This is a genomic window from Aeromonas sp. MR7, from assembly GCF_963899385.1.
In the GTDB taxonomy this organism is placed as follows: domain Bacteria; phylum Pseudomonadota; class Gammaproteobacteria; order Enterobacterales; family Aeromonadaceae; genus Aeromonas; species Aeromonas bestiarum.
This window is the reverse complement of record NZ_CAWQXH010000010.1, coordinates 23,575-43,583: the sequence shown is the minus strand read 5'-3', so window position 1 is coordinate 43,583 and position 20,009 is coordinate 23,575. Positions and strand designations below refer to the sequence as shown.

Here is a 20,009-nt window from a genome sequence, read left to right as displayed (position 1 = left end):
GGAGGGAACCCTATGAGCCAGAACGTATTCCAGTTTATCGATGTCCAGCGGGTCGACCCGCCCAAGAAGCCGCTCAAGATCCGCAAGATCCAGTTTGTGGAGATCTACGAGCCCTTCAACCAGGCCCAGGTCGGCATGCAGGCGGATCGCTGCCTCGACTGCGGCAACCCCTATTGCGAGTGGAAGTGCCCGGTGCACAACTACATCCCCAACTGGCTGAAACTGGCCAACGAGGGGCGCATCCTGGAGGCGGTGGAGCTCTCCCACCAGACCAACAGCCTGCCGGAAGTGTGCGGCCGGGTCTGCCCGCAAGACAGACTGTGCGAGGGTGCCTGCACCCTGAATGATCGCTTCGGCGCCGTCACCATAGGCAACATAGAGAAATACATCACCGACAAGGCGTTCGAGATGGGCTGGCGCCCGGATCTCTCCAAGGTGATCAAGACAGACAAACGGGTCGCCGTCATAGGTGCGGGCCCGGCCGGGCTCGCCTGCGCCGACGTGCTGGCGCGCAGCGGTGTCAGCGCCGTGGTGTTTGACAAGTATCCAGAGATCGGTGGCCTGCTCACCTTCGGCATTCCCTCCTTCAAGCTGGAAAAAGAGGTGATGCAGCGTCGGCGCGAGATCTTCGAGGGCATGGGGATCGAGTTCCGCCTCGAGACCGAAGTGGGCAAGGATGTCACCTTCGCCGACCTGCTCGGCGAGTTCGATGCCGTCTTCCTCGGGGTCGGCACCTACAAGTACATGAAGGGCGGCTTCGACAACGAGACGGCCCCCGGGGTGTACGACGCCCTGCCCTACCTCATCTCCAACGCCAACCGGCTGCTGGGCTTTGAGAAGGCGCAGGCCGATTACATCGACTTCGCCGGCAAGCAGGTGGTGGTGCTCGGCGGCGGCGATACCGCCATGGACTGCGTCCGTACCGCCATCCGTCAGGGCGCCGACAAGGTGATCTGCGCCTACCGTCGCGATGCCGAGAACATGCCGGGCTCCAAGCGGGAGGTGAAGAACGCCCAGGAGGAAGGGGTGGAATTCATGTTCAACCTGCAGCCGGTCGGCGTCGAACTCGATGCCCATGGCCGTACCTGCGGCATCAAGGTGGTGAGCACCGAGCTCAGTGCGCCCGATGCCAACGGCCGCCGCAATCCTGTGGTGATCGAAGGCTCCGAGCAGGTGCTGGCCGCCGATGCCGTGGTGATGGCGTTCGGCTTCCAGCCCAACCCCCAGCCCTGGATGGCGGAGTACGGCATCGAGCTCGACAGCCGGGATAGGATCAAGGCCCCCGAGCAGGCCGTACATGCCTTCCAGACCAGCAACCCCAAGGTGTTCGCCGGTGGCGACGCCGTGCGTGGCTCGGATCTGGTGGTGACCGCCATCTACGAGGGCCGCAAGGCCGCCGAAGGGATCATGGACTACCTAGCCGTCTGATCTGCCGCTCGACGCAGCTCTCGCCAAGCAAACAGCCCCGCATCTGCGGGGCTGTTTCTTTATGTGACAGTCACCTAGGTTAGCGCCGCTAGATGCTCCAGCTCTCCGGCAACCGTTCGGTCAGAGTGGAGATGTACTCGAAGGTGCGCGCCCGCTTGGGTGCGGTGAACATCTGGCGCGCGCTGCCCGCCTCCACCACCTCGCCGGATTCCAGAAAGATCACCTGTTGCGCTATCTGGGACGCCAGCCGCAAGTCGTGGGTGGCGATCAGCATGGTGGTGCCTTCCCGCGCCAGCTGGCGCAGCACGGCCACCACCTCGAGGGCGAGCTCGGGATCCAGCGCCGAGGTCGGCTCGTCGCACAACAATACCTTGGGGGCCGGCGCCAGGGCCCTGGCGATGGCGACCCGCTGCTGCTGACCGCCGGAGAGGGTCGCGGGGATTGCCTCGGCCTTGTGGGTGAGCCCCACCTTGTCGAGCAGCGCCAAGCCACGGGCTAGTGCCTTCTCTTTTGGCCACTTCAGCACTGTCACCAGGCCTTCGATCACATTCTCCAGCACCGTCATGTGCGGAAACAACTGGAAGTTCTGGAACACCATGCCGGTTTGCTGGCGCAGGCTCAGCACGCTCTGGCGCGACAGGTGGCGCGAGAAATCGAGCTCGCTCCCCCCCAGCACCAGCAGCCCCGCATCCGGCCTCTCCTGCAGGTTCACACAGCGCAACAAGGTGCTCTTGCCGCTGCCGGAGGGGCCGATCAGGGCGGTGACGCTGCCCGCCGCCATGGCCAGATCCACTCCCTTCAGCACCTTCTGAGCACCAAACTGCTTCTCGATGCCGCTCAACCGGATCATAGGACAAGCTCCCGGGTCTCTTTGTGGGTCAACTTGCGCTCCAGCCTGTCTTGCAGGGCGGAGAGCACAGAGCTGAACATCAGGTAGATGATGGCCGTCTCTATGTAGAGGATGAGCGGCTCATAGGTGACGGAAGCGAGTCGCTGGGCCGCCTGAAACAGCTCCGGCACGGTCACCGCCGCCGCCAGCGAGGAGTCCTTGACCAGGGAGATGAAGGTGTTGGAGAGAGGTGGCACAGCGATACGCGCCGCCTGTGGCAGGATCACCCGCCACATCACCTGGGGCCAGTTCATGCCGATGGAATAGGCCGCCTCCCACTGCCCTTTCGGGATCGCCGCCAGGGTGGCGCGGATGATCTCCGAGCTGTAGGCGCCGATGTTGAGGGTGAAACCGATGACGGCGGCGGTAAAGGCATCCAGCACTATGCCTGCGCTCGGCAAGCCGTAGAAGATGAGAAAGAGCTGCACCAGCAGCGGCGTGCCCCGAATAAGCCAGACATATAAGCGAACCAGTGCCACCAGCGGTGCCGGGCCATACAATCGCGCCAGCGCCACCAGAAAACCGAGCAATATGCCGAGCACGAAGGTGATCAGGGTCAAGGGCACCGTAAAAATAAGCCCCGCACTGAGCAGGGGCCAAAAAGAGTCGATCATTAACTGCAACCAGGCTGGCACGTTAATTCCCCTTTATTGTTATTATTCGGCCGAATTATTAATTCGAGACGTCAGTGCCAAAATATTTCAGCGATATCTTCTGATAGGCACCGTCTTGCTTGGCGGTGCGCAGCGTCTGATTGATGGCGGCTAGCAATTCCGGTTGTCCCTTGGCGAGCAGGGCGGCCGATTGATCCCCCTTCGGCTCGGTCGCCGCCACCTTCAACTTGGCATCCGGCTTCTGCTTCTTGAAGTCCAGGTAGGAGAGGCTGTCGTTGATGGTGGCATCCACCCGCCCGGTCAGCACCAGCTCAAGGGACTGGTTGAAGCCCTCGGTGGCCACCACCTCGGCCCCCGATTTTTTGGCCAGCTGGGCAAAGTTGCTGGTCAGGGACTGAGAGGACTTCTTGCCCTTCAGATCCGCGAAGCTCTTGATGGTGCCGTTGTCGCTGTGTACAACCACCACCGCCTTGGAGGTGATGTAGGGGTCTGAAAAGTCGTACTTCTTCAGCCGCTCAGGGGTGATGGCCACTTCGTTGAGCACCAGATCGTAGCGCTTGGCATCCACCCCGGCGATGAGCCCATCCCACTTGCCTTCGACGAACTCGGGTTTCACCCCGAGACCGCGAGCGATCAGCTCGCCAATCTCAACGTCAAAACCCACCAGCTTGCCGCTCTTGTCGTGGTAGGTAAACGGGGGATAGGCCCCTTCAGTGCCTATCTTGATCACCCCGGCACTCTGAATGGCGGCGAGGCTGGATTGGGCCTCGGCCGATGTCATCAGAGCCAGCGGAAGCGCCGCCAGCAAAAACAGGGAACGTATTTTTTTCATGAATCACCTCGTTATATTTATAAATACCCAGAACGCTTGCCAAATAAAATGTATTGGCGCCATGCAATTATTATTTTCCGAACCTGAATTCGTAGCGGGCCGATTGATATCATTCGCTGCAACATCACAGATTAATCCGGCTGACTATCGGCATGGACAAAACATAACGCGGGCCATTCCATTGCCAAACAATGAAATGTGGGGATATTTAGCGAAATAATGGATAACGAGGATAAGGTAAACAACATAAGCATTCCCCCAGGGTGACATGGCTCACCCTGGGGGCCGGGATCAGGCGAGTTGCGACTCCCGGGGGATCGGGGTCACCCAGGGTCGACGCCAGTGGGGGGCCTCGTAGAGATCGGGCCAGAACTCGGTCTGGTGCAGGATGGCGTCCCCGCGCACAGTGTGAAAGGTGATGGCGCGGGCCTGCACCTGGCCATCGGTGATCAACACCTCTGTCACCACCTCCCGCCCCTGCTCCAGCAGCCGGACCACCTCAAAATTCCAGGGGCCCGCAGCCGGATAGCGGCGGTTGATCTCGATGAAGTTGCAGCGCCCCGCGATCCGCTCGCCCGACTGCGGCCAGTCACAGACATAATCCTCGCACAGCCACCTGGCCGCCTTGGCAAAATCGTTGCTCTGCATGGCCTGCCAATAGGCCTCTACCACAGCTCTTGGTTCCATGGTCTTGAATTCCATGCTCACTCTCCCTACAGACGCACCACCAGCCACTCCCCCTTGCCCACCGGCACCAGCGTGCTCTGGAAGGCCGGATCGCGCTGCACCTCACTCATCCACTCGACCATCTCGTCCCGATGGGAGATGGCGTTGTCCACCACCAGCAGGCCGCGAGGGGCCAGCAGGCGCCGGATCTGCGGCCACCAGGTCCGATAGTGCTGACGATCTGAATCCAGGAAGATCAGCTGATAACCTTCCGTCGGCAGCTCGGCCAGCAGGGCCCCCGCCTCGCCCGCCAGCTGGCTGATCCAGGGGCCTAGGCCGGCGCGCTGGAAGTTGGCCGCGGCCATAACCCGTTTGCCCTCATCCAGTTCTATGGTGGTGACCCGGCCATCTAGCCTGCGTACCGCCTCGGCCAGCCAGAGGGTGGAGTAACCGTTGGAGGTGCCTATCTCCAGCACGGCGTCTGCCCCCCTGGTCTGCACCAGCACCGCCAGCAGCTCGCCGGTATCGCGGGTGATGTTGAGCATCTTGCTGCCACGGGTCTGCTGCTGGCTGTCGTTGTATTCGCCAAACTGCTCCAATTCCCGTTTAAGCTGTTCCAGTGCCATGTCTCCTCCTTGAAGGTTAAACGAGTCGGCCCTGTGCATGGCATGGCTGGGTCGACACTCATGTTCATCATGTTGCTGATCACTCGTCGGACGGCGGCGCATCCCCCAGCAGATAGCGGGGGCCGGCGCCCTGTCTTGCAGCCTGATCATCCGGGTTGTAAAGGGCGCAGTGCTCGAGCGACAGGCAACCGCAGCCGATGCAGGAGGTGAGCTTGCCCTTGAGCTGCAGCAGAGCCTCGATGCGCTGATCGAGCAGCCCCTGCCACTGGCTGGCAATCTGCTCCCAGTCGCGACGATCCGGTGTGCGGCCATCGGGCAAACCGGCGAGGGCATCGGCAATGTCGCCAAGGCTCAACCCCATCCCCTGCGCCACCCGGATGAAGGCGATCCGGCGCAGCGCATCCTGCGGATAGAGGCGCTGACCTCCATGGCTGCGCACGCTGCGAAGCAGCCCCTTCTGCTCGTAAAAACGCAAGGCACTGGCGTTGACGCCGGAGCGCCTGGCTATCTGGCCTATGGCTAACCACTTGCGATCCGTATCCATCCTTGACCTCAAGTTAGCTTTAACTTGCACAATCCTGTCTCCCTTAATGAAAGGAGTCAAACGATTATGCATCATCTTCATCGCCTGCTCGATGCCAACCGTGCTTTTGCCCTCAATGGCCGGGGCACCACCAACCACTGCCCGATGGCGCTGCATGCCCTGCACGAGATGGGAGCCAGCCCCCGCCAGCTGCAGCATTTCTTCGATCACTGGCAGGCAACCCATGCGCTGCCGAGCGGGGAACCAAGTCAGGGGGAGGATGAAATCAGCTTCGTTCGGCTGCGTCAGCAGCTGGCAAACCGGCTCGCTACCCAAGGCTGGCAGCCCACCTTTGAGACACTGCTGGCACGCCGACTCTCACCGGCGGGAGGGGCCTTTCACCCCCTGATCCGCTTCGCCTGCGCCCTGGAAAATGGCCATCTGGGGGAGCAGGCCGCGGCGCTGGCCGCCTGGCAGTGCCGCCCCCTGATACTGCCTGCCGGAGAGGCCGCCCCCAGCCGGGATGTCGCCAGCCTGCTGGCCGGGCTTTCCGCACAGTGGGAGGGTGCGAGCTGGCAGGGCGAGTGGATCACGGAGCGATTGCAGCAGGTGGCAGAGGCGCCGCGCTGGCCGGGCACACTGCCATGCTCACTCGCCGAGTCATCGGCAGTATTCACCCAGCTGGCCGAGATCGCCCTGCAGCTCTATTGGCAGACCGGCAATTTCACCGTGTTGCACATGGTGACCGGCAGCCGAGCCGCCGCCTTGGTCGCGCAGCAGTTGCCCGGCGAGTGGCAAGCGCCGTGGCAAACCCTGATGTGGCAGGCGGTGGCGGCGGCTTATATCACGGTCGGGGCGCCCGCGTTGCGTTCCCAGCGCTGGCCGGACGCCACAGGGCTGGATTGGCAGAGGGTGTTGCCACTGGCGCTGGCCAGCCTGGACGATCATGTGATCAAGCTGGTGCACTGCTGCTGGCGGGAGCGGGACGCATCGCCTCGTTATCTGGCGGTGGCGGCGCGCGCTGTAGGGCTGCTGGATGCGAGCAGCGGCAAGGCGCGAGTCAGCCCGCCTAGGGCGCAGCCAGGCGATTGAAGCTGATGGCGGGGCAACGCGGGGCAACCCCCTGGGTCAGGGTCAAGGGCTGGGCGCGATAACTGAGGTGATAGAGGCCTGGGCGCGACAAATCGTAGACCTGGGTCAGATCCGCATCCGCCTGGCTCTGCTGGCCCGGTCCCAGTATGAAGAAATCCTCGGCCGCGGGAGCACCACGCTTGGCGAGCGGCCCCTTGTAGGCCAGCGGCTGGTTATCCAGGGTGAGTTCGATGGCATCGGCAAACCAGCCCTCGAACGGGGTGAACCAGCTCAGCACCTCGAGCGGCCCCTCCCCCTTGTTGGTCAAGGTCATCACCAGGGGCAAGGGCTCGTCCACCCGGCTTTGTGCCTTGACCGACAGCTCGCACTGCAGGGGGGCGAGTGCGAGGGTCGTGAGCAAGAGTGTCATCATGGCGCCTCCTTCAACATCAAAAAAGGGGCCTGGCGGCCCCTGTCAGCGGATCAATTTTCGCTCGGGGTATTTTCGGCGAAGTATTCATGGTTGTCGGCGTTGTTGAGCGCCTTGACCGGCTCCGTCTTCGCCAGATTGCGGGCATTGGCCTGACCGTAACCCAGATCATCGGTGCCTGCCACCACGGTGAAGTGGCTCAGCTCATGGACTATGGTGCCGGCACGGGAGTCGGTCCCGGTGACGGGCGCGGTCCAGAAGCTCTTGCACAGATAGACCTTGTAGGGCTGATCCGGGTAGACGTAGGCAAAGTAGCTCTGCTTGCAGCCGCAGTCGAAGGTGAGCGGCTTGTTGTCGATGGCATCCTTGATCTTGCTGAAGTGCCCCTCGGCCTGATCCCAGCGGGAGGCGTCATAGGCGCCAAACCAGCTGCGATAACGCTGGCCATCGGGCTTGTCCACCGCCAGATAGCTGCTGGAGTTGTTGCTGATGCCGCTGGCGGCATCGAGCGCGGCCAGAATATCGCTCTTCTGGGTGTTGCTGCAGCGGCCGCTGAAGCTGACCGAGGCGGTGACGGCCTGAGGGTCGGCGGCGGCCACCTTGGCCTGAACTCGCTCATCGTTCACCCCCTCCACCCACAGGGTGATGGCGTTGGACTCGCTCGCCTGGGCCTGTTTGGCCTTGGCGGCCTTCGCCTCCTGCGGCAGGGTCGGCAGCTGATAACGGATGCTGTATTGACCCTGGGCGCTCATGTCATAGAGACCCGACACCTCCGCCTGCACCGTCAGGCTCTGGCCGGCCTTGAGCAGCTGGAAGTCCTTGTCGGTCGGCGCCGCCCGCTTGATCAGGGCCCCCTCGTAGCTGACCGGCTGACCATCCCGTTCCACCAGGAACAGGGGGGCATCTTCGCTGCCCGGCAGTTGCCACTTGAGCAGGCGGATCGGCTTGTCGCCCGTGTTGGTCAGCGTCAGGTTGACGCGCACATCGTCTGTGCTGCCATCCACCAGGGTAAGTTGGGCATCGAGCCCTGCGGCGCAGAGCGGAGAGGCCAGCACACCGGCCAGCAGCAGGGCAATGGGAGTCGCTTTCATCATGTTTCCTCATTCATTGAGTATCGCCATCAGGCGGTTTGCTTCCTTAAGGCCCTCTTTGGGGCCAACCCACCCTAGAGCAGAAATTTTCCGCCACCATCCCACCATATGGGGGACGCCCCCCATCAGAGGGGGAAAGAGGAGGAAATAGCTCTATGCGACAAACCATCCGCGACAAAAACGGGGCTCGCCATCCCACTTGCCCCTGGCTCTCCTCGCCTCCCCGGCGTTCCCATCGCCGCTCGCCGCGCATAAAAAACCCCGGCGCCAGGCCGGGGTTTGGGAAGGACAGAGGAAAAGGCTCGCCGTCAGGCTTTCGCCTCGGCCAGCAGCGCCAGCGCGGGCTGCAGGTTGGCCGGCACCAGACAATACGCCTTGTGGTGTTTGACCAGCGTGGTCTTCTTGTTGCCCTGGCTCAGCAGCAGACCATGGCGAAAGGCCGCCTCGGCCAGCTGGGTTTCGTCACAGCGCGCATAGAGGGTCAGCGGCTTGACAAGCTCCCCCTGGACCAGGTGCTCGCCGTATTCGCGGCTGGAGATCACCAGGCTGGATTGGCCCTGCCCCTGCAGGCGCAGCTTGGCGCTCACCTCGCTGTCGGTAAACACTAACCAACCCGCGCTTTCCAGCTCGGCCAGCATGGCGGCCAGCCTGGTGCCGAGCTGCTGGGAGTCGGCCTGCACGCGGGCGTACTGGAAGGCGATGCGCTCCAGCAAGCCCTTGAGGTCGGCGCCGGCTCCCAGGGTGCGGCCCTGCTGGATCCAGCCTTTCAGATCCTCCATCACCAGCCGGGAGAAGCGCTTCTCCTTGAGGGAGTCCGCCATCCAGGTACAGAGAAAATGGCTCTCCTGGGCCGGGGTGCGCTTGCCCGTCTTCTGCTCGGCGGTACGCGCCAGCTCGGCAAGGCTCTGGGTGGCCATGTCGAGCAGGGCCTGATTGTAGTTGGGAGGTGTCATCACGAGTCCTCAGAGAGACGGGCGGGCCAGAGGCCGGGTCATCAACAGCATAAAGGCGCCACTGGCGCCTTTATGTACTAAATCCCCCCTCCCGGCCTGCCCTGACAAGGGGAAGGCCGGGGCGGGGTTGGGCGCGCTTACTTCGGCTGACGCGGCTTCTTCATTGCCGCCAGACGCTTGAGACGCTGGCCTTGCAGCTTGGCCTCGGCCATGGCCTGGGCGGCGGCGTTGTCATCGCGCTGGGGACGCTTGCCGAAGCGACGACGCTCCTGCAACTGCTTGATCAGCTCGTCACGGTTGCCCACCTGGTAGCCCGGCACCATGACGCGGCGGATCTTCTGGCCGATCAGCGCCTCGATCTCGAGCAGGGTGCGCTCTTCCTCGCGGCTGACGAAGGAGATGGCCATGCCGCTCTTGCCGGCGCGGCCGGTACGACCGATGCGGTGCACGTAGTCTTCGGCCAAGAACGGCAGATCATAGTTGACCACGTACTGCAGATCCGGGATGTCCAGACCACGGGCGGCCACTTCGGTGGCGACCAGCACCCGCACCTTGCCTTCGGTGAATTCGCGCAGGGCGCGGCGACGGCTGCCCTGGGCCTTGTCGCCATGCACCACGGCGGACTTGATGCCATCCAGGTTCAGCTCGGCTACCAGCTCGTCACAGCTTTCACGGGTACTGGCAAACACCAGCACCTGCGGCCAGTTCTGCTTGCCGATGAGCTCGGAGAGCAGCTCGCGCTTGCGCTTCTGCTCCACCGGATAGACGGTGTGGGTGACGGTATCGGCGGTGGAGTTCTGCTTGTTGACGCTGATGATCTGCGGCTTGTCCAGCATGACGTTGGCCAGCTTCTTCACCCCGTCGGAGAAAGTGGCGGAGAACAGCAGGTTCTGGCGCTCCTTGTTGACCGCTTGCAGGATCTGCTGCACATCGGCGCTAAAGCCCATGTCGAGGATGCGATCCGCTTCGTCCAGCACCAGACACTCGACACCGGAGAGGCTGAGGTTGCAGGCGGTCAGGTGCTCCAGCAGACGACCCGGGGTCGCCACTATGATGTGAGCACCCGCTTTCAGCTTCTTGGCCTGCACATCCTGCTTGCCGCCGCCAACGAGCGTCAGCACGGTAACATCCAGGTACTTGGCGAAGTCATTGATGTTGCTCGCCACCTGGGCCGCCAGCTCGCGGGTCGGGGTCAGGATCAGCACACGGGCGTTGGACGGTTGCAGCTCGGCCGGCTTGTCCACCAGGCGCTGCAGTATCGGCAGGGCGAAGGCGGCAGTCTTGCCGGTCCCGGTCTGGGCACTGGCCAGCACATCGAGACCGCGACGTATGGTCGGGATCGCCTGGCGCTGCACAGGGGTCATCTCCTGATAACCGCAATCTGAGACGGCACGCAAAATCTCGGGGGCAAAATCGAACGATTCAAATCTCATAAATTGGGTTCCTGTGTTCCAGCTGGGCTGTATTTGGCTTGCGGCTCGGCGTAGGCGAGGCGGAGGTTGATACCACCGGTGGCTGCGTCCGACATCAAGTCAGAAAGTGAGCCGGAAAATGGCGGGCGCGAAGTGTAACAGATAGGCATCACAAATTCTGCCTCAAATGACCTGAGTTTTTATCCTGCGGCCAAAACGCGCCGACCGGGGGAGAGGCCAGGCTGACACAGGCCGGCGCCGCCCTCCCCCCTGGGCACTCAGGCGTCAGGCAACCTTAGTTCCGGTTTACATCATCTGCCTTGAAATCACGCTGAAACAGGCACATGCGAATGGCGGTGCGATATTTGCCATCGATGAAGAACTCCTCTTTCAGCTCCCCCTCCGGCTCGAACCCCAACCCCTGATAGACATGGATCGCCTTGGCGTTGTCCCGATCGACGATGAGGTACAACTTGTGCAGGTTCAGCACGTTGAAGGCGTACTTCATCCCCTTCAGGGTCGCCGTCCTGGCATACCCCAACCCCTGATAGGCGGGGGCTATGATGATCTGGAATTCGGCGCGGCGATGAATGCTGCGAATGTCCACCAGCTCCACCAGCCCGACCTGGGTGCCGGCCACCTCCAGGATGAAGCGGCGCTCGTGCTGATCGTGGATGTGCTTGTCATAGAGCTGGGCCAGCTCCATGTAAGCCTCGTAAGGCTCCTCGAACCAGTAGCGCATTATGCTGGCGTTGTTGTTGAGCTGATGCACAAATTTCAGATCCTCTCGCTCGAGGGGACGAAGGCTCAGGGTGTCATGACATGACATAAGGTACCTGCTTGAAGGTTGAGGGGCGACCCTGGCGGCCCGCTCGGGGTCGCGCCTGGGTCAGGTGTATATTCACAAGAAATACGCGGGGCGATGACCGCCTGCAGCCGATCAGCGGATGCGGTTGGTCGGGCGCTTGAGCAGCCGGATGGCGATGGCCGCCATGGCGATGACGAACAGGCCGAGGGAGGTCACCAGCAGACACTTGGTCATCAGCTCGTGATACTGGGCAAACACGGGGGCCGCCATCACGAACTTGCCCACCAGACTCAGCAGCAGGGCCCAGAGGAAGGCGCTGGCAAAGCTTGCCATCATCACCCGCGGCAGATGCAGGCGCGAGACCCCCATCAGCATGGGCGTCAGTACCCTGACGAAGGGCACGAAGCGGGAGGAGAACATGGCCCAGAAGCCGTAGCTGTGCAGCAGACGCGAGGCCCGTGGCAGGCTGCCGTCCGGGATCATCCGCTCCACATGGCCCATGAAGGCGGTGCCGTGCAGCGCATGGCCCTGCAGATAGGCGATCAGGCTGCCAAGCCCGGCAGCAAGCGGCATGTAAATCAGTGTGACTTCGGGGCCTAGCACCCCCATTCCCACCAGGCCACCGGCCAGCAGCACCAGACTGTCACCGGGCAGGGGCAAAAAGACGAAGCTCGATTCGAGAAAAAGGATCACCACCAGACAGGTGACGAGCAGGCCCACCGCCTGCATCTGGATCAATTGGTTAAAGTCCTGTTGCCATATGGCAAGCAGCATCTCCTGCATCTGGTGACTCCCATCAACATAGTGAGCATCCATAGTGGGTGACCCGAGGGCCACCGGTGCGGCAGACCCTCCCTGTCGCCATGCCCCTTCTCTCCATGAGGGAGGCCCGTTATACACCCTGCCAAGTGAACAAGAAATTAATGCAGGTCACGGATAGTGGAGATAATCGCTCTGGCGCGACGAAAGTTACGCCTTGAGCGCAAGGGAGGGCACCTGGCGAGGCGGCCCTCAGTTGCGCTTGAGTTGCTGCAATTTGGTGAGGGTGAGCAGGGTCTGGGCGGAGAGATCGCATACCGAGAGCACGAAGGCCGTCTCGTCCGGGTGCCACTCCTCCTTCAGACTGGCTCGTTCGGCGATGATGAAACCGAGCAGCTCATCCCCCTGCTTGAGGGGTGCCATCAGTATCGCGCCCGAGAGGGCATCGAGCCCGAGCTGGGCCAGCATGGCGCCAAACCGTGACAGATCATAGCGCTCGCGGATGATGAGGCAGGGGGCATGCTCGGGCTTGGAGACCTCGTAGCGGCCCTGGATCAAGGCATATGGCAGGTGAAAACCCTGCTGATGATGGCGCTTGGGCAGGAAGAAGAGATCCTGGCAGAACATGGATTGCTTGTCCTCGGCGCAGAACCAGACGCTGGCGCGGGCGGCCCCGGTGCCAGCGCACACCGCCTCGTTGATATGACGGGCGGCCTGCCCCGGATCCTCGCCGGTCAGCAGATCGCTCTTGGCCAGGTGGATCAGGGCCCCGTGCTGCAACTGTTGCCGGGTCCCGCTGTCGGCCTGCTGCTGACGCAGGCTGTCCAGATGATCGAGCATGCGATTGCAGTCGATGGCGACCTGGGAGATCTCGTCCTTGCCCTCCACCAGCAGCCGACGCACGGCGCCATCGTCAGCGATGAGACGCAGATTGGCACTCAGCCGCTGCAGGCGGGCGGCTATGTAGCCGTTGAGGATCAGCAACACCAGGGCGGCAAACAGCAGGGTGCCCAGACTCAGCAACCAGAAGATGCGCTGCTCGATGGCCTTGCCCTCCAGCATCAGATCCCGTGGCAGGGTGAAGCGAAAGATGAGGGGTGACGTCTCCTGCAAGGTATCGATCTGGGCCAGGGTGAGCAGACGATCCTCTTGCGGCAGGATCAGGCTGTCGCTGGCCATGAGTCGGGTCAGGGTCGGCGCCCCCAGGCTGGCGGCGAGCTGATCCGGGCTCAGGAAGGTGAGCGACAGGGCGGTGCGTTTTTGCAGCTGGCGGATGAATTTCGGGGTAAAAGCCTTGAACAGCAACAGGGTGCCGCGACTCGGCCCCTCCCCCTCGCTGCTCAGGATCTGGGTGGCGGCCATCAAGTAATAGCGCTCGCCGTCGAACCAGATGCCGGCGTTGGGCTTGAGGGTGCCGTAGCGCATCAGGTAATCGGTCAAGGCCCCCAGCTGGGCCGGCGTTTGCGAGACCAGCTTGCCGGCCTGGTAGGCAAAGGCCACCTGCGGCTGCTTCTCCCTGTCGTAGAGCGCCAGCAGATCGATCCCCAGGGTCTCGAAGGTGCGCACGTTGAAGTTGGCATCCAGGTAGGCCTGATCCCGACGAGCCATGAAGGCATAGGTCTCGTCCCATTCGGACCAATCCTGCCCCAGCATGGTCAGCTGGCCCAGCTCGGCCTGCACCACGGCCCTGACCCGCTCGCGGTTGCGCTCCACGCTCATGCGCTCCAGCTCGCCAAACTTGTTGCTCACCACATAATGCAGGCCGACGTAGCCAACCCCCTGCAACAGCAGCAGCGTCAGCACTATGGTCAGCGTAATCTTGCGGCTGATCTTCATCTCCACTCACACTCCCGAACAAGTGACCCATTGAGTTTAATGGATTTTTATTATCCGCCCGGACGCAGTGCGAAAAACCTGACCCGGCCGTCCGTGGCCCGCATCGACAAGCGGTGGCATCCACTCGCGCCCCGCGAGCACACAAGCGGCACAACCAGGAGAGGCGCAGAGAACGCCGCCAGCCCCCGCCCGTTGCATCGCCAGCAAGCCGGCCCCAGATCTGGGGATCGCGTACGCCAGAAGAGTGCCATCCGGCTCATTATCCGGGCTGCCAAGCCGATAAAAAATCGCTACAGTGTAATCGTGCCTCAGCCAACGAGGCTTCACGGGAACCCGGCATGCCCTCATACACCTCTCACACCAGCCTGCCCCTGCTGATCAGCCTGCTGCTCGGCACCAATGCCATGGCCGACGACGACTCGCTGGTACAGCAGCGCGCCAACGCTGTGGTGTCGCTGATGACCTTCACAGTCGTGCCCGACATCACCGCCAGCAACATCAATATCGGCAGCGGCACCAACCAGGCGGCGGCGCTCAACATGACCCAGGTCGGCGGCGGCGCCACCATGAGCGAGAGTGTGCCCATCTATCTGGAGGGGACCCTGGGCTTTAGCCGCTACGATCCCCAGTTCGTGGTGAGCAACGGCAGCGAGACCCGCACCATTCCCACCAAATGGAACAGTCTGACGGCCACCGGCGGGATTGGCTGGGACATAGGACTGCACCGGGACAGACACGGCGGCAACTGGGTGCTGCGTCCCCTCGGCAACGTCACCTTGGGCACAGTGGCCAGCGATCTGCGCATCGGCAACTGGCTGCTGGGCCAGTACACCGGCAAGAACCTCGACTTTCTCGATGGCGGCAGGCTCGATGTCTACGGCCTGGGCGGCGCCCTGATGCTCGACTATGAACTCTTCTCCCCGACTCAGGATATAGACGCCGAGCTGCGCTACTCCTACCAGCATCTGCAGAGCTTTGGCGGCACCTCGGCCAGCGTGACCGGCCAGGCCAATGCGGAGAACCTCGGCCTCTATCTGCGCCGCCGTGCCCCCATCGGCGATCTCACGCTGCTGAGTCGGCCGCTGCGCTACGTGATGGAAGGGGCTCGCACCGAATACCTCGGCGAGCAACGAGGCCTGCTCGGTTTCAACTCCCTCAACTCGCTGGGGCTCGGGATCGAGCTCGACAGCAGCAAGTACGACATCATAGTGACCCGCACCCGGCTGGTGGCCCGCTATATGTTCAGCCACAACACCAGCGGCTACGGCGTCGGGCTGGCGATGAGTTTCTAAGCTCCGCCCACGGAACAGAGCCGCCCAACCTCTGTTGCGGGATTCCTCTTGCCTTCTCTTCTCATAAGACCCTCCGACAGCAACGCCTAACCCCCAGCCACCGCCCTCTAGCTGCCAGCGCCACCACCGGCTAAAAAACACTGATGAGTCACACAGTTAGTGGAGACGGTCACACATTTGTCCTGATTAAATCGCTACAGTAGCTTTTTTCGGCCCCGAACTGTTCATATGGAGCCTGTCATATGTCCAATCCAGTTCGCCCTGCAATCCGGTTAATGGCATCGCAAAACTCAGGTGCGCAAGAGGAATGGAGATTTTTGCTATGGCCAAGTTTTTGAATACCAGTGCGACCAACTATTTTCTTGAAGAACTGATAAAGGATGCCAAGGAACGGCTGATCCTCATCAGCCCCTTTCTCAAGCTTAATGACAGGATCAAGGAGCTGCTCACCGACAAGAACCGCCTCAAGATCGATGTGCGGATTGTCTATGGCAAAAGCGAACTGCAACCGGAAGAGATCAGCTGGCTCAAGGAACTCACTTATATACGCACCAGCTTTTGTAAGAACCTACATGCCAAATGCTATCTCAATGAAGAGATGTGCATTGTCACCAGCCTGAACCTCTACGAATTCAGCCAGGTGAACAACAACGAGATGGGGGTATTGACCCAGCGTTCAGAAGATGGCGAGCATCTATCGTGATGCCTACGACGAAGCGCAGCGGATCATCAGGGTCAGTGAAGAGGTACGCATCACGTTGGAAAGGATTGCCAATGACAGTGACGAACGCGAAGCAACCACAACTGTCTGCTGCGAACAAGCAAACGAGGTGATACCAAAGGGAACTTATTTTGGGGTCGCCCCGGATATCCCAAGCGCCACGGCCTTATGATAATAACTGTAGTAAAATACACATTATTATCAAGATAAGTAATAGAGAGAGCTTTATGATTGATAAAATAATCTCCATGGCAGAGAACGAACTTAGTAAAAAGGTAATTGTACCGTTATTTCAAAAAATTTATTCCACGCGTGTAGAGTTTTCTGGTGGAGGTATTGAAAAAGGTAGAGATATAATTATCTATAAAAAGGACGAGCTAGGTGACAACGAATATATTGGCATTCAAGTAAAAAAACAAAAATTAACGCCAAACTCATCTATTGAGAGTTTTCAACAACTTCTTAATCAACTATCTCAAATGAAACATGAGGGGGTTGTTGATCCGAGCTCTGGAGAAAAAACATTATTTAAAAAAAGAATATTTATTACGCCTTATCCTATATCAGATAAAGCTTACGATTCACATCAAGGCGCTTACCAACAAATAATAAAGGATGGTGTCAAAATAATCGATGGAAATGAACTCATATCTCTATTATCAAAGCACATGCCTACATTAGCGAGAGAAATTGTGGGTGATACAACATACATCGGTGACGTAATAAATTCAGAATTATCCAATAAGATATTAATGAAGGCTTTAAACCTTCACAACACAAGACAGCTTTGTGACATTTACTGTGAAACAAGCCTAGTTGCAGGAAATAAAAACAATAATAAACCAGGTTTTATTAAGACGTTCAAACATTACGCTAACGATATTGATATAAAGTTAGTTGAATACCCTATCATTAGAGAAAATCATTATAAAGTACGTGAGGTTTTAGATGTAGGCTTATTCAACGATATCGACTTCTTGCATTTGGAGAAAAATTATGATTCCAATCTAGAACTTGAAAACTCAATAATAAAGATAGCTAATGAAATTAAAAAAATTGATATAGAAATAAATCACGTCGTATCTAACAGTTCATTTTTTAACATATATCCTACTGCAGGCAGCATTGAATTCCTTAATTTCATCAAGCATGGCTTCACACAATTAAGTATAATGGAAAACAAAAATCTCTTTATAAGAGAAGTATTATCTATAGATGCTTTGATAGATAAGAAAGACTCGTTAATTAAAGAGAATTCAATAAAAAGAGGGTTGAAGAGTAGTATTCCATCAACTTTCAAAATTAGATTAAATAGCGTTAAGGTAATTAGTTCTCTAGATGCTATTCTAGAAAAAATGAAACTCTACACTAGCATCAACGCTGCTAACATTAAGGACTACTTAAGCCTTTCATCAAAAATAGAGCAGTGTCACATTATATTAGACATATATAATAAATTTTTTTCCCATGAAGAAACCCCAATCCCAACTTTAAACATTTCAATTAGCGATGCATTTGACACTGGTATCAATATTGTTGTTTTAGGTGAAGCTGGGTCTGGTAAAACAACAAATCTACAATACCATGCAAAAAAACTATACAACAATCACTCCAGTGATGGTCTCGTCATATACATGACACTAAATGAACTTGCTGAACTATCTATTGGAGAAGACAGCAATAGTATTATTCTAGGGATTAAACGATTTCTCCACAAAATAGGTTTAAATACATACTCTGAACCTCAGATAAAACATATTTTAACAACCGAAAGAAATAAGATAATTTTGGATAGTGTTGATGAAGCTATATCTCAATATGGCTGGATTATTTCAAAATTAAAGGATTTCTCTCTCGAACACCCAAAATGCCAAATAATAACATCTTCTCGATATACCGTTTCCGAAATTTCAGATCTTGGCTTTTCATGCATTTCACTATTACCATTTAATAAAGAACAAAAAATGGCATTCTTTGAGAAATGGTTCATAAACTCACCAGATAAAGCAGTCTCAATCATTAATCATTTAAACGAAAATAGTGAATTGGATAAAATAGTAACCAACCCATTATCAGCAACAATCATGGCTGTTTTACAAGAAAACAAGATCCCGCTCCCCAAGAGTGAAGCATCATTATATAAGAAAAGATTTGAGTTGTTGAGTGGCCATTTTGATAAATTTAAAGGTATAAATAGAATGACCACCCAGCCAGAAACCTTACTTTCTGCAGCAAGACTTTTGGCTTTCAAAATGCACGAAAATAAAAAGCGTTCGGTATCAAAAGATAATATCATAGCTTTTTTTCATCGTAAGCTAGTTACCGAATCTCAAGAAACTTCAATTGAATATGCAGAGGAGATCGTTAAAGAACTAATATCTCCATCAGAAATACTATTATTAAACAACGATGGGGGGTTTAGTTTTGGTCATCTTAGATTCCAAGAGTTTTTAGCTTCTGAGCAACTTGTTCACATGCGCAAGCTAAAATTCAAAGATATGCTTTTAGATTCATGGTGGAATGACGTCTTTATTTTATATTCACAGCATGCTTACGATATAGGATGGATAATAGACTATTCATGCAGTGAAGGATGTACTCTTAAAGCCTATAAATTACTAAAGTCGATGATCAATAATTCATCAATGACAAATGACAGAACAGCTGAGTTATTAAATCGCTTAGAAATTTCATTCTCTGATGAGATGAGTAATGACGTAGACTCAACCCAATATATATATGAATCCCTAGATATATAGATGCTCAAGAATAACAACAAGGGCGGCCCATTGACCGCCCTTGTTGTCTCTGACTATCAGCGAATAGTCGCCATCTGCCGTATGCAGCGCTGTGCCCTGCCATCCACCCGTTTGGCAAACCAGGCGGTGGTGAGGTTGCGGGTGATCTTGGGGCTCTTCAGGGAGATGCCCGGCAGCACGGCGCGGGGTTGCCGCTTGCCGGCCTGCTTGTCGGCCAGGGTAAAGACCCTGTGGTAGAGATCGCTTTGGGCAAAATCGCTGGTGTCGCCGAGTTTCAGGCTCTGGTGAATGGCCTGCTTGCTCATGCTGAGGCGGCCGGCGATGGCATGAACAGCAAGCTCTGTCTTGCCCGGCAGATCTGAGTCGTAGCGAATGAGATCCCCATCCAGTGCCAGCGGCTTGCCGCTCACGCGGCTGACCGCCGCCTGGAATGCGGCGTTGCGACTGGCATACCAGCCGGCGTTGAAGTCGGCGTAACGGTAGAGGTGATCCGGATACTGGGCCGGGTAGTTGAGCAGATGACGGGTGCCAAACCAGATGCCGCCACGGCGGCTAAAGACTTCGTGGCGGATGGAATCCTTGACGGGATAAGGGTAGCCACGGGCGTTGGCCTCGGCGAAGGCGATGCTGACCTGCATGGGGCCACCGGTACGCACCGGGTTCATGTTGCCAAACAGGGTCTTGCCCATGGGCACCTCCCCTATCATGTCCTCGAAGATCTCGCTCATCTCCCGCTCGGTGCGCAACTTGTCGATGCGCTCGGCATAGCTCTTGCCGGTGGGGGAATTGATGCTGAGCGCCGTACGCACCACGAACTCGGGGATCAGCAGCTTGCCGGCGCGGGCGTTGATCTCCTGCCAGGCGATCTTGCCAAGGCCAGGCACCACGGGGTCTGCCTGAAAGGTGGACTCCTGCTCGGCCACCGCCAACACGGAGCAGACGTTCTCGTCGGTCACGGCCAGCTCCTGTTTGGCGAGGGCCGTGACTATGTCCTGCGCCCAGCCGTTGCGATCCACGGTACGGGCCGGCAACAGCCGCACTATGCGCGACTGCATGCTGGCCGGGGCTCTGGGGACCTGGGCCTTGGGCAGGGGCGCGGGTTTGGTGATGGCCGGCCCCGTGATGGCCGCACTGCCAGGTTGGCGGGTATCGCCCTGGCTGGCCGGTTCGCTGGCACAGGCAGCCAGCAGCAAGGCGGCCAGCAGAGGCGCGACATGATGACGATAACGAATGAGATGATGCATGAAAGCTTCCCGATGGATGAGGCGCCGCTGGCTTGGCCAGACAAGTCCGGCCCCG

The 20,009-nt window shown here is 58.2% G+C and carries 20 protein-coding genes; 6 read left to right on the top strand and 14 right to left on the bottom strand.

Annotation, left to right across the window (positions count from 1 at the left end; translation table 11 throughout):
• Window positions 1-12 precede the first annotated feature (12 nt).
• Complete coding sequence (locus AACW87_RS04880; RefSeq protein WP_241326719.1) at window positions 13-1,428, top strand: FAD-dependent oxidoreductase; 1,416 nt, start codon at window positions 13-15, stop codon at window positions 1,426-1,428.
• An 88-nt stretch (window positions 1,429-1,516) separates the two neighbouring features.
• Here AACW87_RS04880 and AACW87_RS04875 read toward each other — a convergent pair whose 3' ends face one another.
• The 6 genes from AACW87_RS04875 to soxR all read right to left on the bottom strand — a co-directional run bounded on the left by AACW87_RS04875 (window position 1,517) and on the right by soxR (window position 5,599).
• Window positions 1,517-2,278, bottom strand: coding sequence for an amino acid ABC transporter ATP-binding protein (locus AACW87_RS04875; RefSeq protein WP_241326718.1), 762 nt, complete (start codon window positions 2,276-2,278; stop codon window positions 1,517-1,519).
• On the bottom strand, window positions 2,275-2,931 hold the full coding sequence (locus tag AACW87_RS04870) for an amino acid ABC transporter permease (protein ID WP_241326717.1): 657 nt from the start codon (window positions 2,929-2,931) through the stop codon (window positions 2,275-2,277). The genes AACW87_RS04875 and AACW87_RS04870 overlap by 4 nt, the downstream gene beginning before the upstream one ends.
• Window positions 2,932-2,989: 58 nt before the next feature.
• Window positions 2,990-3,763 (bottom strand): amino acid ABC transporter substrate-binding protein, encoded by a 774-nt coding sequence (locus AACW87_RS04865; RefSeq protein ID WP_241326716.1) that lies wholly within the window; start codon window positions 3,761-3,763, stop codon window positions 2,990-2,992.
• Between the two features lie 291 nt (window positions 3,764-4,054).
• Complete coding sequence (locus tag AACW87_RS04860) at window positions 4,055-4,465, bottom strand: nuclear transport factor 2 family protein (RefSeq protein WP_103472859.1); 411 nt, start codon at window positions 4,463-4,465, stop codon at window positions 4,055-4,057.
• Window positions 4,466-4,476: 11 nt separating this feature from the next.
• Complete coding sequence (locus AACW87_RS04855) at window positions 4,477-5,055, bottom strand: O-methyltransferase (protein ID WP_241326715.1); 579 nt, start codon at window positions 5,053-5,055, stop codon at window positions 4,477-4,479.
• A gap of 79 nt (window positions 5,056-5,134) precedes the next feature.
• The gene (soxR, locus tag AACW87_RS04850; RefSeq protein ID WP_098983670.1) at window positions 5,135-5,599 is read right to left on the bottom strand and encodes a redox-sensitive transcriptional activator SoxR; all 465 of its coding nucleotides are present in this window, start codon (window positions 5,597-5,599) and stop codon (window positions 5,135-5,137) included.
• A 66-nt stretch (window positions 5,600-5,665) separates the two neighbouring features.
• Here soxR and AACW87_RS04845 point away from each other — a divergent pair, with 66 nt between their 5' ends.
• A complete protein-coding gene (locus tag AACW87_RS04845) occupies window positions 5,666-6,670 on the top strand; it encodes a questin oxidase family protein (protein ID WP_241280944.1) in 1,005 nt (334 codons plus the stop codon).
• Here AACW87_RS04845 and AACW87_RS04840 read toward each other — a convergent pair.
• From AACW87_RS04840 to AACW87_RS04810, 7 genes are all read right to left on the bottom strand, one after another.
• Entirely contained in the window at window positions 6,648-7,082 is a 435-nt protein-coding gene (locus tag AACW87_RS04840) for a hypothetical protein (protein WP_043139280.1), read from the bottom strand. The genes AACW87_RS04845 and AACW87_RS04840 overlap by 23 nt on opposite strands.
• Window positions 7,083-7,132: 50 nt before the next feature.
• Window positions 7,133-8,173, bottom strand: coding sequence for a M35 family metallo-endopeptidase (locus AACW87_RS04835; protein WP_241280945.1), 1,041 nt, complete (start codon window positions 8,171-8,173; stop codon window positions 7,133-7,135).
• Window positions 8,174-8,478: 305 nt separating this feature from the next.
• Entirely contained in the window at window positions 8,479-9,123 is a 645-nt protein-coding gene (locus AACW87_RS04830; protein WP_241280946.1) for a DUF2913 family protein, read from the bottom strand.
• 137 nt (window positions 9,124-9,260) lie between these two features.
• The gene (locus tag AACW87_RS04825; RefSeq protein WP_042866233.1) at window positions 9,261-10,556 is read right to left on the bottom strand and encodes a DEAD/DEAH box helicase; all 1,296 of its coding nucleotides are present in this window, start codon (window positions 10,554-10,556) and stop codon (window positions 9,261-9,263) included.
• A 274-nt stretch (window positions 10,557-10,830) separates the two neighbouring features.
• Window positions 10,831-11,364 (bottom strand): spermidine N1-acetyltransferase, encoded by a 534-nt coding sequence (gene speG, locus AACW87_RS04820; protein WP_241280947.1) that lies wholly within the window; start codon window positions 11,362-11,364, stop codon window positions 10,831-10,833.
• A 111-nt stretch (window positions 11,365-11,475) separates the two neighbouring features.
• On the bottom strand, window positions 11,476-12,126 hold the full coding sequence (locus AACW87_RS04815) for a DedA family protein (protein WP_241326714.1): 651 nt from the start codon (window positions 12,124-12,126) through the stop codon (window positions 11,476-11,478).
• A 228-nt stretch (window positions 12,127-12,354) separates the two neighbouring features.
• The gene (locus AACW87_RS04810; RefSeq protein WP_098983667.1) at window positions 12,355-13,938 is read right to left on the bottom strand and encodes a CHASE4 domain-containing protein; all 1,584 of its coding nucleotides are present in this window, start codon (window positions 13,936-13,938) and stop codon (window positions 12,355-12,357) included.
• Between the two features lie 338 nt (window positions 13,939-14,276).
• On the opposite strand from AACW87_RS04810, the gene AACW87_RS04805 reads away from it, so the two are divergent.
• From AACW87_RS04805 to AACW87_RS04790, 4 genes are all read left to right on the top strand, one after another.
• Window positions 14,277-15,230 carry a hypothetical protein gene (locus tag AACW87_RS04805; RefSeq protein ID WP_445206846.1) on the top strand — a complete coding sequence of 318 codons (954 nt, stop codon included), beginning with the start codon at window positions 14,277-14,279 and terminating at the stop codon, window positions 15,228-15,230.
• Window positions 15,231-15,552: 322 nt separating this feature from the next.
• Window positions 15,553-15,933 (top strand): phospholipase D family protein, encoded by a 381-nt coding sequence (locus tag AACW87_RS04800; RefSeq protein WP_241326713.1) that lies wholly within the window; start codon window positions 15,553-15,555, stop codon window positions 15,931-15,933.
• Complete coding sequence (locus AACW87_RS04795) at window positions 15,914-16,123, top strand: hypothetical protein (protein ID WP_241326712.1); 210 nt, start codon at window positions 15,914-15,916, stop codon at window positions 16,121-16,123. Before AACW87_RS04800 ends, AACW87_RS04795 begins: the two co-directional genes overlap by 20 nt.
• A gap of 55 nt (window positions 16,124-16,178) precedes the next feature.
• Window positions 16,179-18,710 (top strand): NACHT domain-containing protein, encoded by a 2,532-nt coding sequence (locus AACW87_RS04790; RefSeq protein WP_241326711.1) that lies wholly within the window; start codon window positions 16,179-16,181, stop codon window positions 18,708-18,710.
• 56 nt (window positions 18,711-18,766) lie between these two features.
• Here the strand turns inward: AACW87_RS04790 and AACW87_RS04785 are convergent, their stop codons facing one another.
• Window positions 18,767-19,954 carry a DUF1615 domain-containing protein gene (locus AACW87_RS04785; RefSeq protein WP_241326710.1) on the bottom strand — a complete coding sequence of 396 codons (1,188 nt, stop codon included), beginning with the start codon at window positions 19,952-19,954 and terminating at the stop codon, window positions 18,767-18,769.
• Between the last annotated feature and the right edge of the window lie 55 nt (window positions 19,955-20,009).

What these genes read in the sequence shown, in the direction of transcription:
- AACW87_RS04830 (WP_241280946.1), bottom strand. Translation starts at nt 9,123, where the DNA reads ATGACACCTCCCAACTACAATCAGGCCCTGCTCGACATGGCCACCCAG.
- AACW87_RS04840 (WP_043139280.1), bottom strand. Translation starts at nt 7,082, where the DNA reads ATGATGACACTCTTGCTCACGACCCTCGCACTCGCCCCCCTGCAGTGC.
- AACW87_RS04805 (WP_445206846.1), top strand. Translation starts at nt 14,277, where the DNA reads ATGCCCTCATACACCTCTCACACCAGCCTGCCCCTGCTGATCAGCCTG.
- AACW87_RS04795 (WP_241326712.1), top strand. Translation starts at nt 15,914, where the DNA reads ATGGCGAGCATCTATCGTGATGCCTACGACGAAGCGCAGCGGATCATC.
- soxR (WP_098983670.1), bottom strand. Translation starts at nt 5,599, where the DNA reads ATGGATACGGATCGCAAGTGGTTAGCCATAGGCCAGATAGCCAGGCGC.
- AACW87_RS04835 (WP_241280945.1), bottom strand. Translation starts at nt 8,173, where the DNA reads ATGATGAAAGCGACTCCCATTGCCCTGCTGCTGGCCGGTGTGCTGGCC.
- AACW87_RS04860 (WP_103472859.1), bottom strand. Translation starts at nt 4,465, where the DNA reads ATGGAATTCAAGACCATGGAACCAAGAGCTGTGGTAGAGGCCTATTGG.
- AACW87_RS04810 (WP_098983667.1), bottom strand. Translation starts at nt 13,938, where the DNA reads ATGAAGATCAGCCGCAAGATTACGCTGACCATAGTGCTGACGCTGCTG.
- AACW87_RS04855 (WP_241326715.1), bottom strand. Translation starts at nt 5,055, where the DNA reads ATGGCACTGGAACAGCTTAAACGGGAATTGGAGCAGTTTGGCGAATAC.
- AACW87_RS04790 (WP_241326711.1), top strand. Translation starts at nt 16,179, where the DNA reads ATGATTGATAAAATAATCTCCATGGCAGAGAACGAACTTAGTAAAAAG.
- AACW87_RS04815 (WP_241326714.1), bottom strand. Translation starts at nt 12,126, where the DNA reads ATGCAGGAGATGCTGCTTGCCATATGGCAACAGGACTTTAACCAATTG.
- AACW87_RS04880 (WP_241326719.1), top strand. Translation starts at nt 13, where the DNA reads ATGAGCCAGAACGTATTCCAGTTTATCGATGTCCAGCGGGTCGACCCG.
- speG (WP_241280947.1), bottom strand. Translation starts at nt 11,364, where the DNA reads ATGTCATGTCATGACACCCTGAGCCTTCGTCCCCTCGAGCGAGAGGAT.
- AACW87_RS04800 (WP_241326713.1), top strand. Translation starts at nt 15,553, where the DNA reads ATGGCCAAGTTTTTGAATACCAGTGCGACCAACTATTTTCTTGAAGAA.
- AACW87_RS04865 (WP_241326716.1), bottom strand. Translation starts at nt 3,763, where the DNA reads ATGAAAAAAATACGTTCCCTGTTTTTGCTGGCGGCGCTTCCGCTGGCT.
- AACW87_RS04785 (WP_241326710.1), bottom strand. Translation starts at nt 19,954, where the DNA reads ATGCATCATCTCATTCGTTATCGTCATCATGTCGCGCCTCTGCTGGCC.
- AACW87_RS04825 (WP_042866233.1), bottom strand. Translation starts at nt 10,556, where the DNA reads ATGAGATTTGAATCGTTCGATTTTGCCCCCGAGATTTTGCGTGCCGTC.
- AACW87_RS04870 (WP_241326717.1), bottom strand. Translation starts at nt 2,931, where the DNA reads ATGATCGACTCTTTTTGGCCCCTGCTCAGTGCGGGGCTTATTTTTACG.
- AACW87_RS04845 (WP_241280944.1), top strand. Translation starts at nt 5,666, where the DNA reads ATGCATCATCTTCATCGCCTGCTCGATGCCAACCGTGCTTTTGCCCTC.
- AACW87_RS04875 (WP_241326718.1), bottom strand. Translation starts at nt 2,278, where the DNA reads ATGATCCGGTTGAGCGGCATCGAGAAGCAGTTTGGTGCTCAGAAGGTG.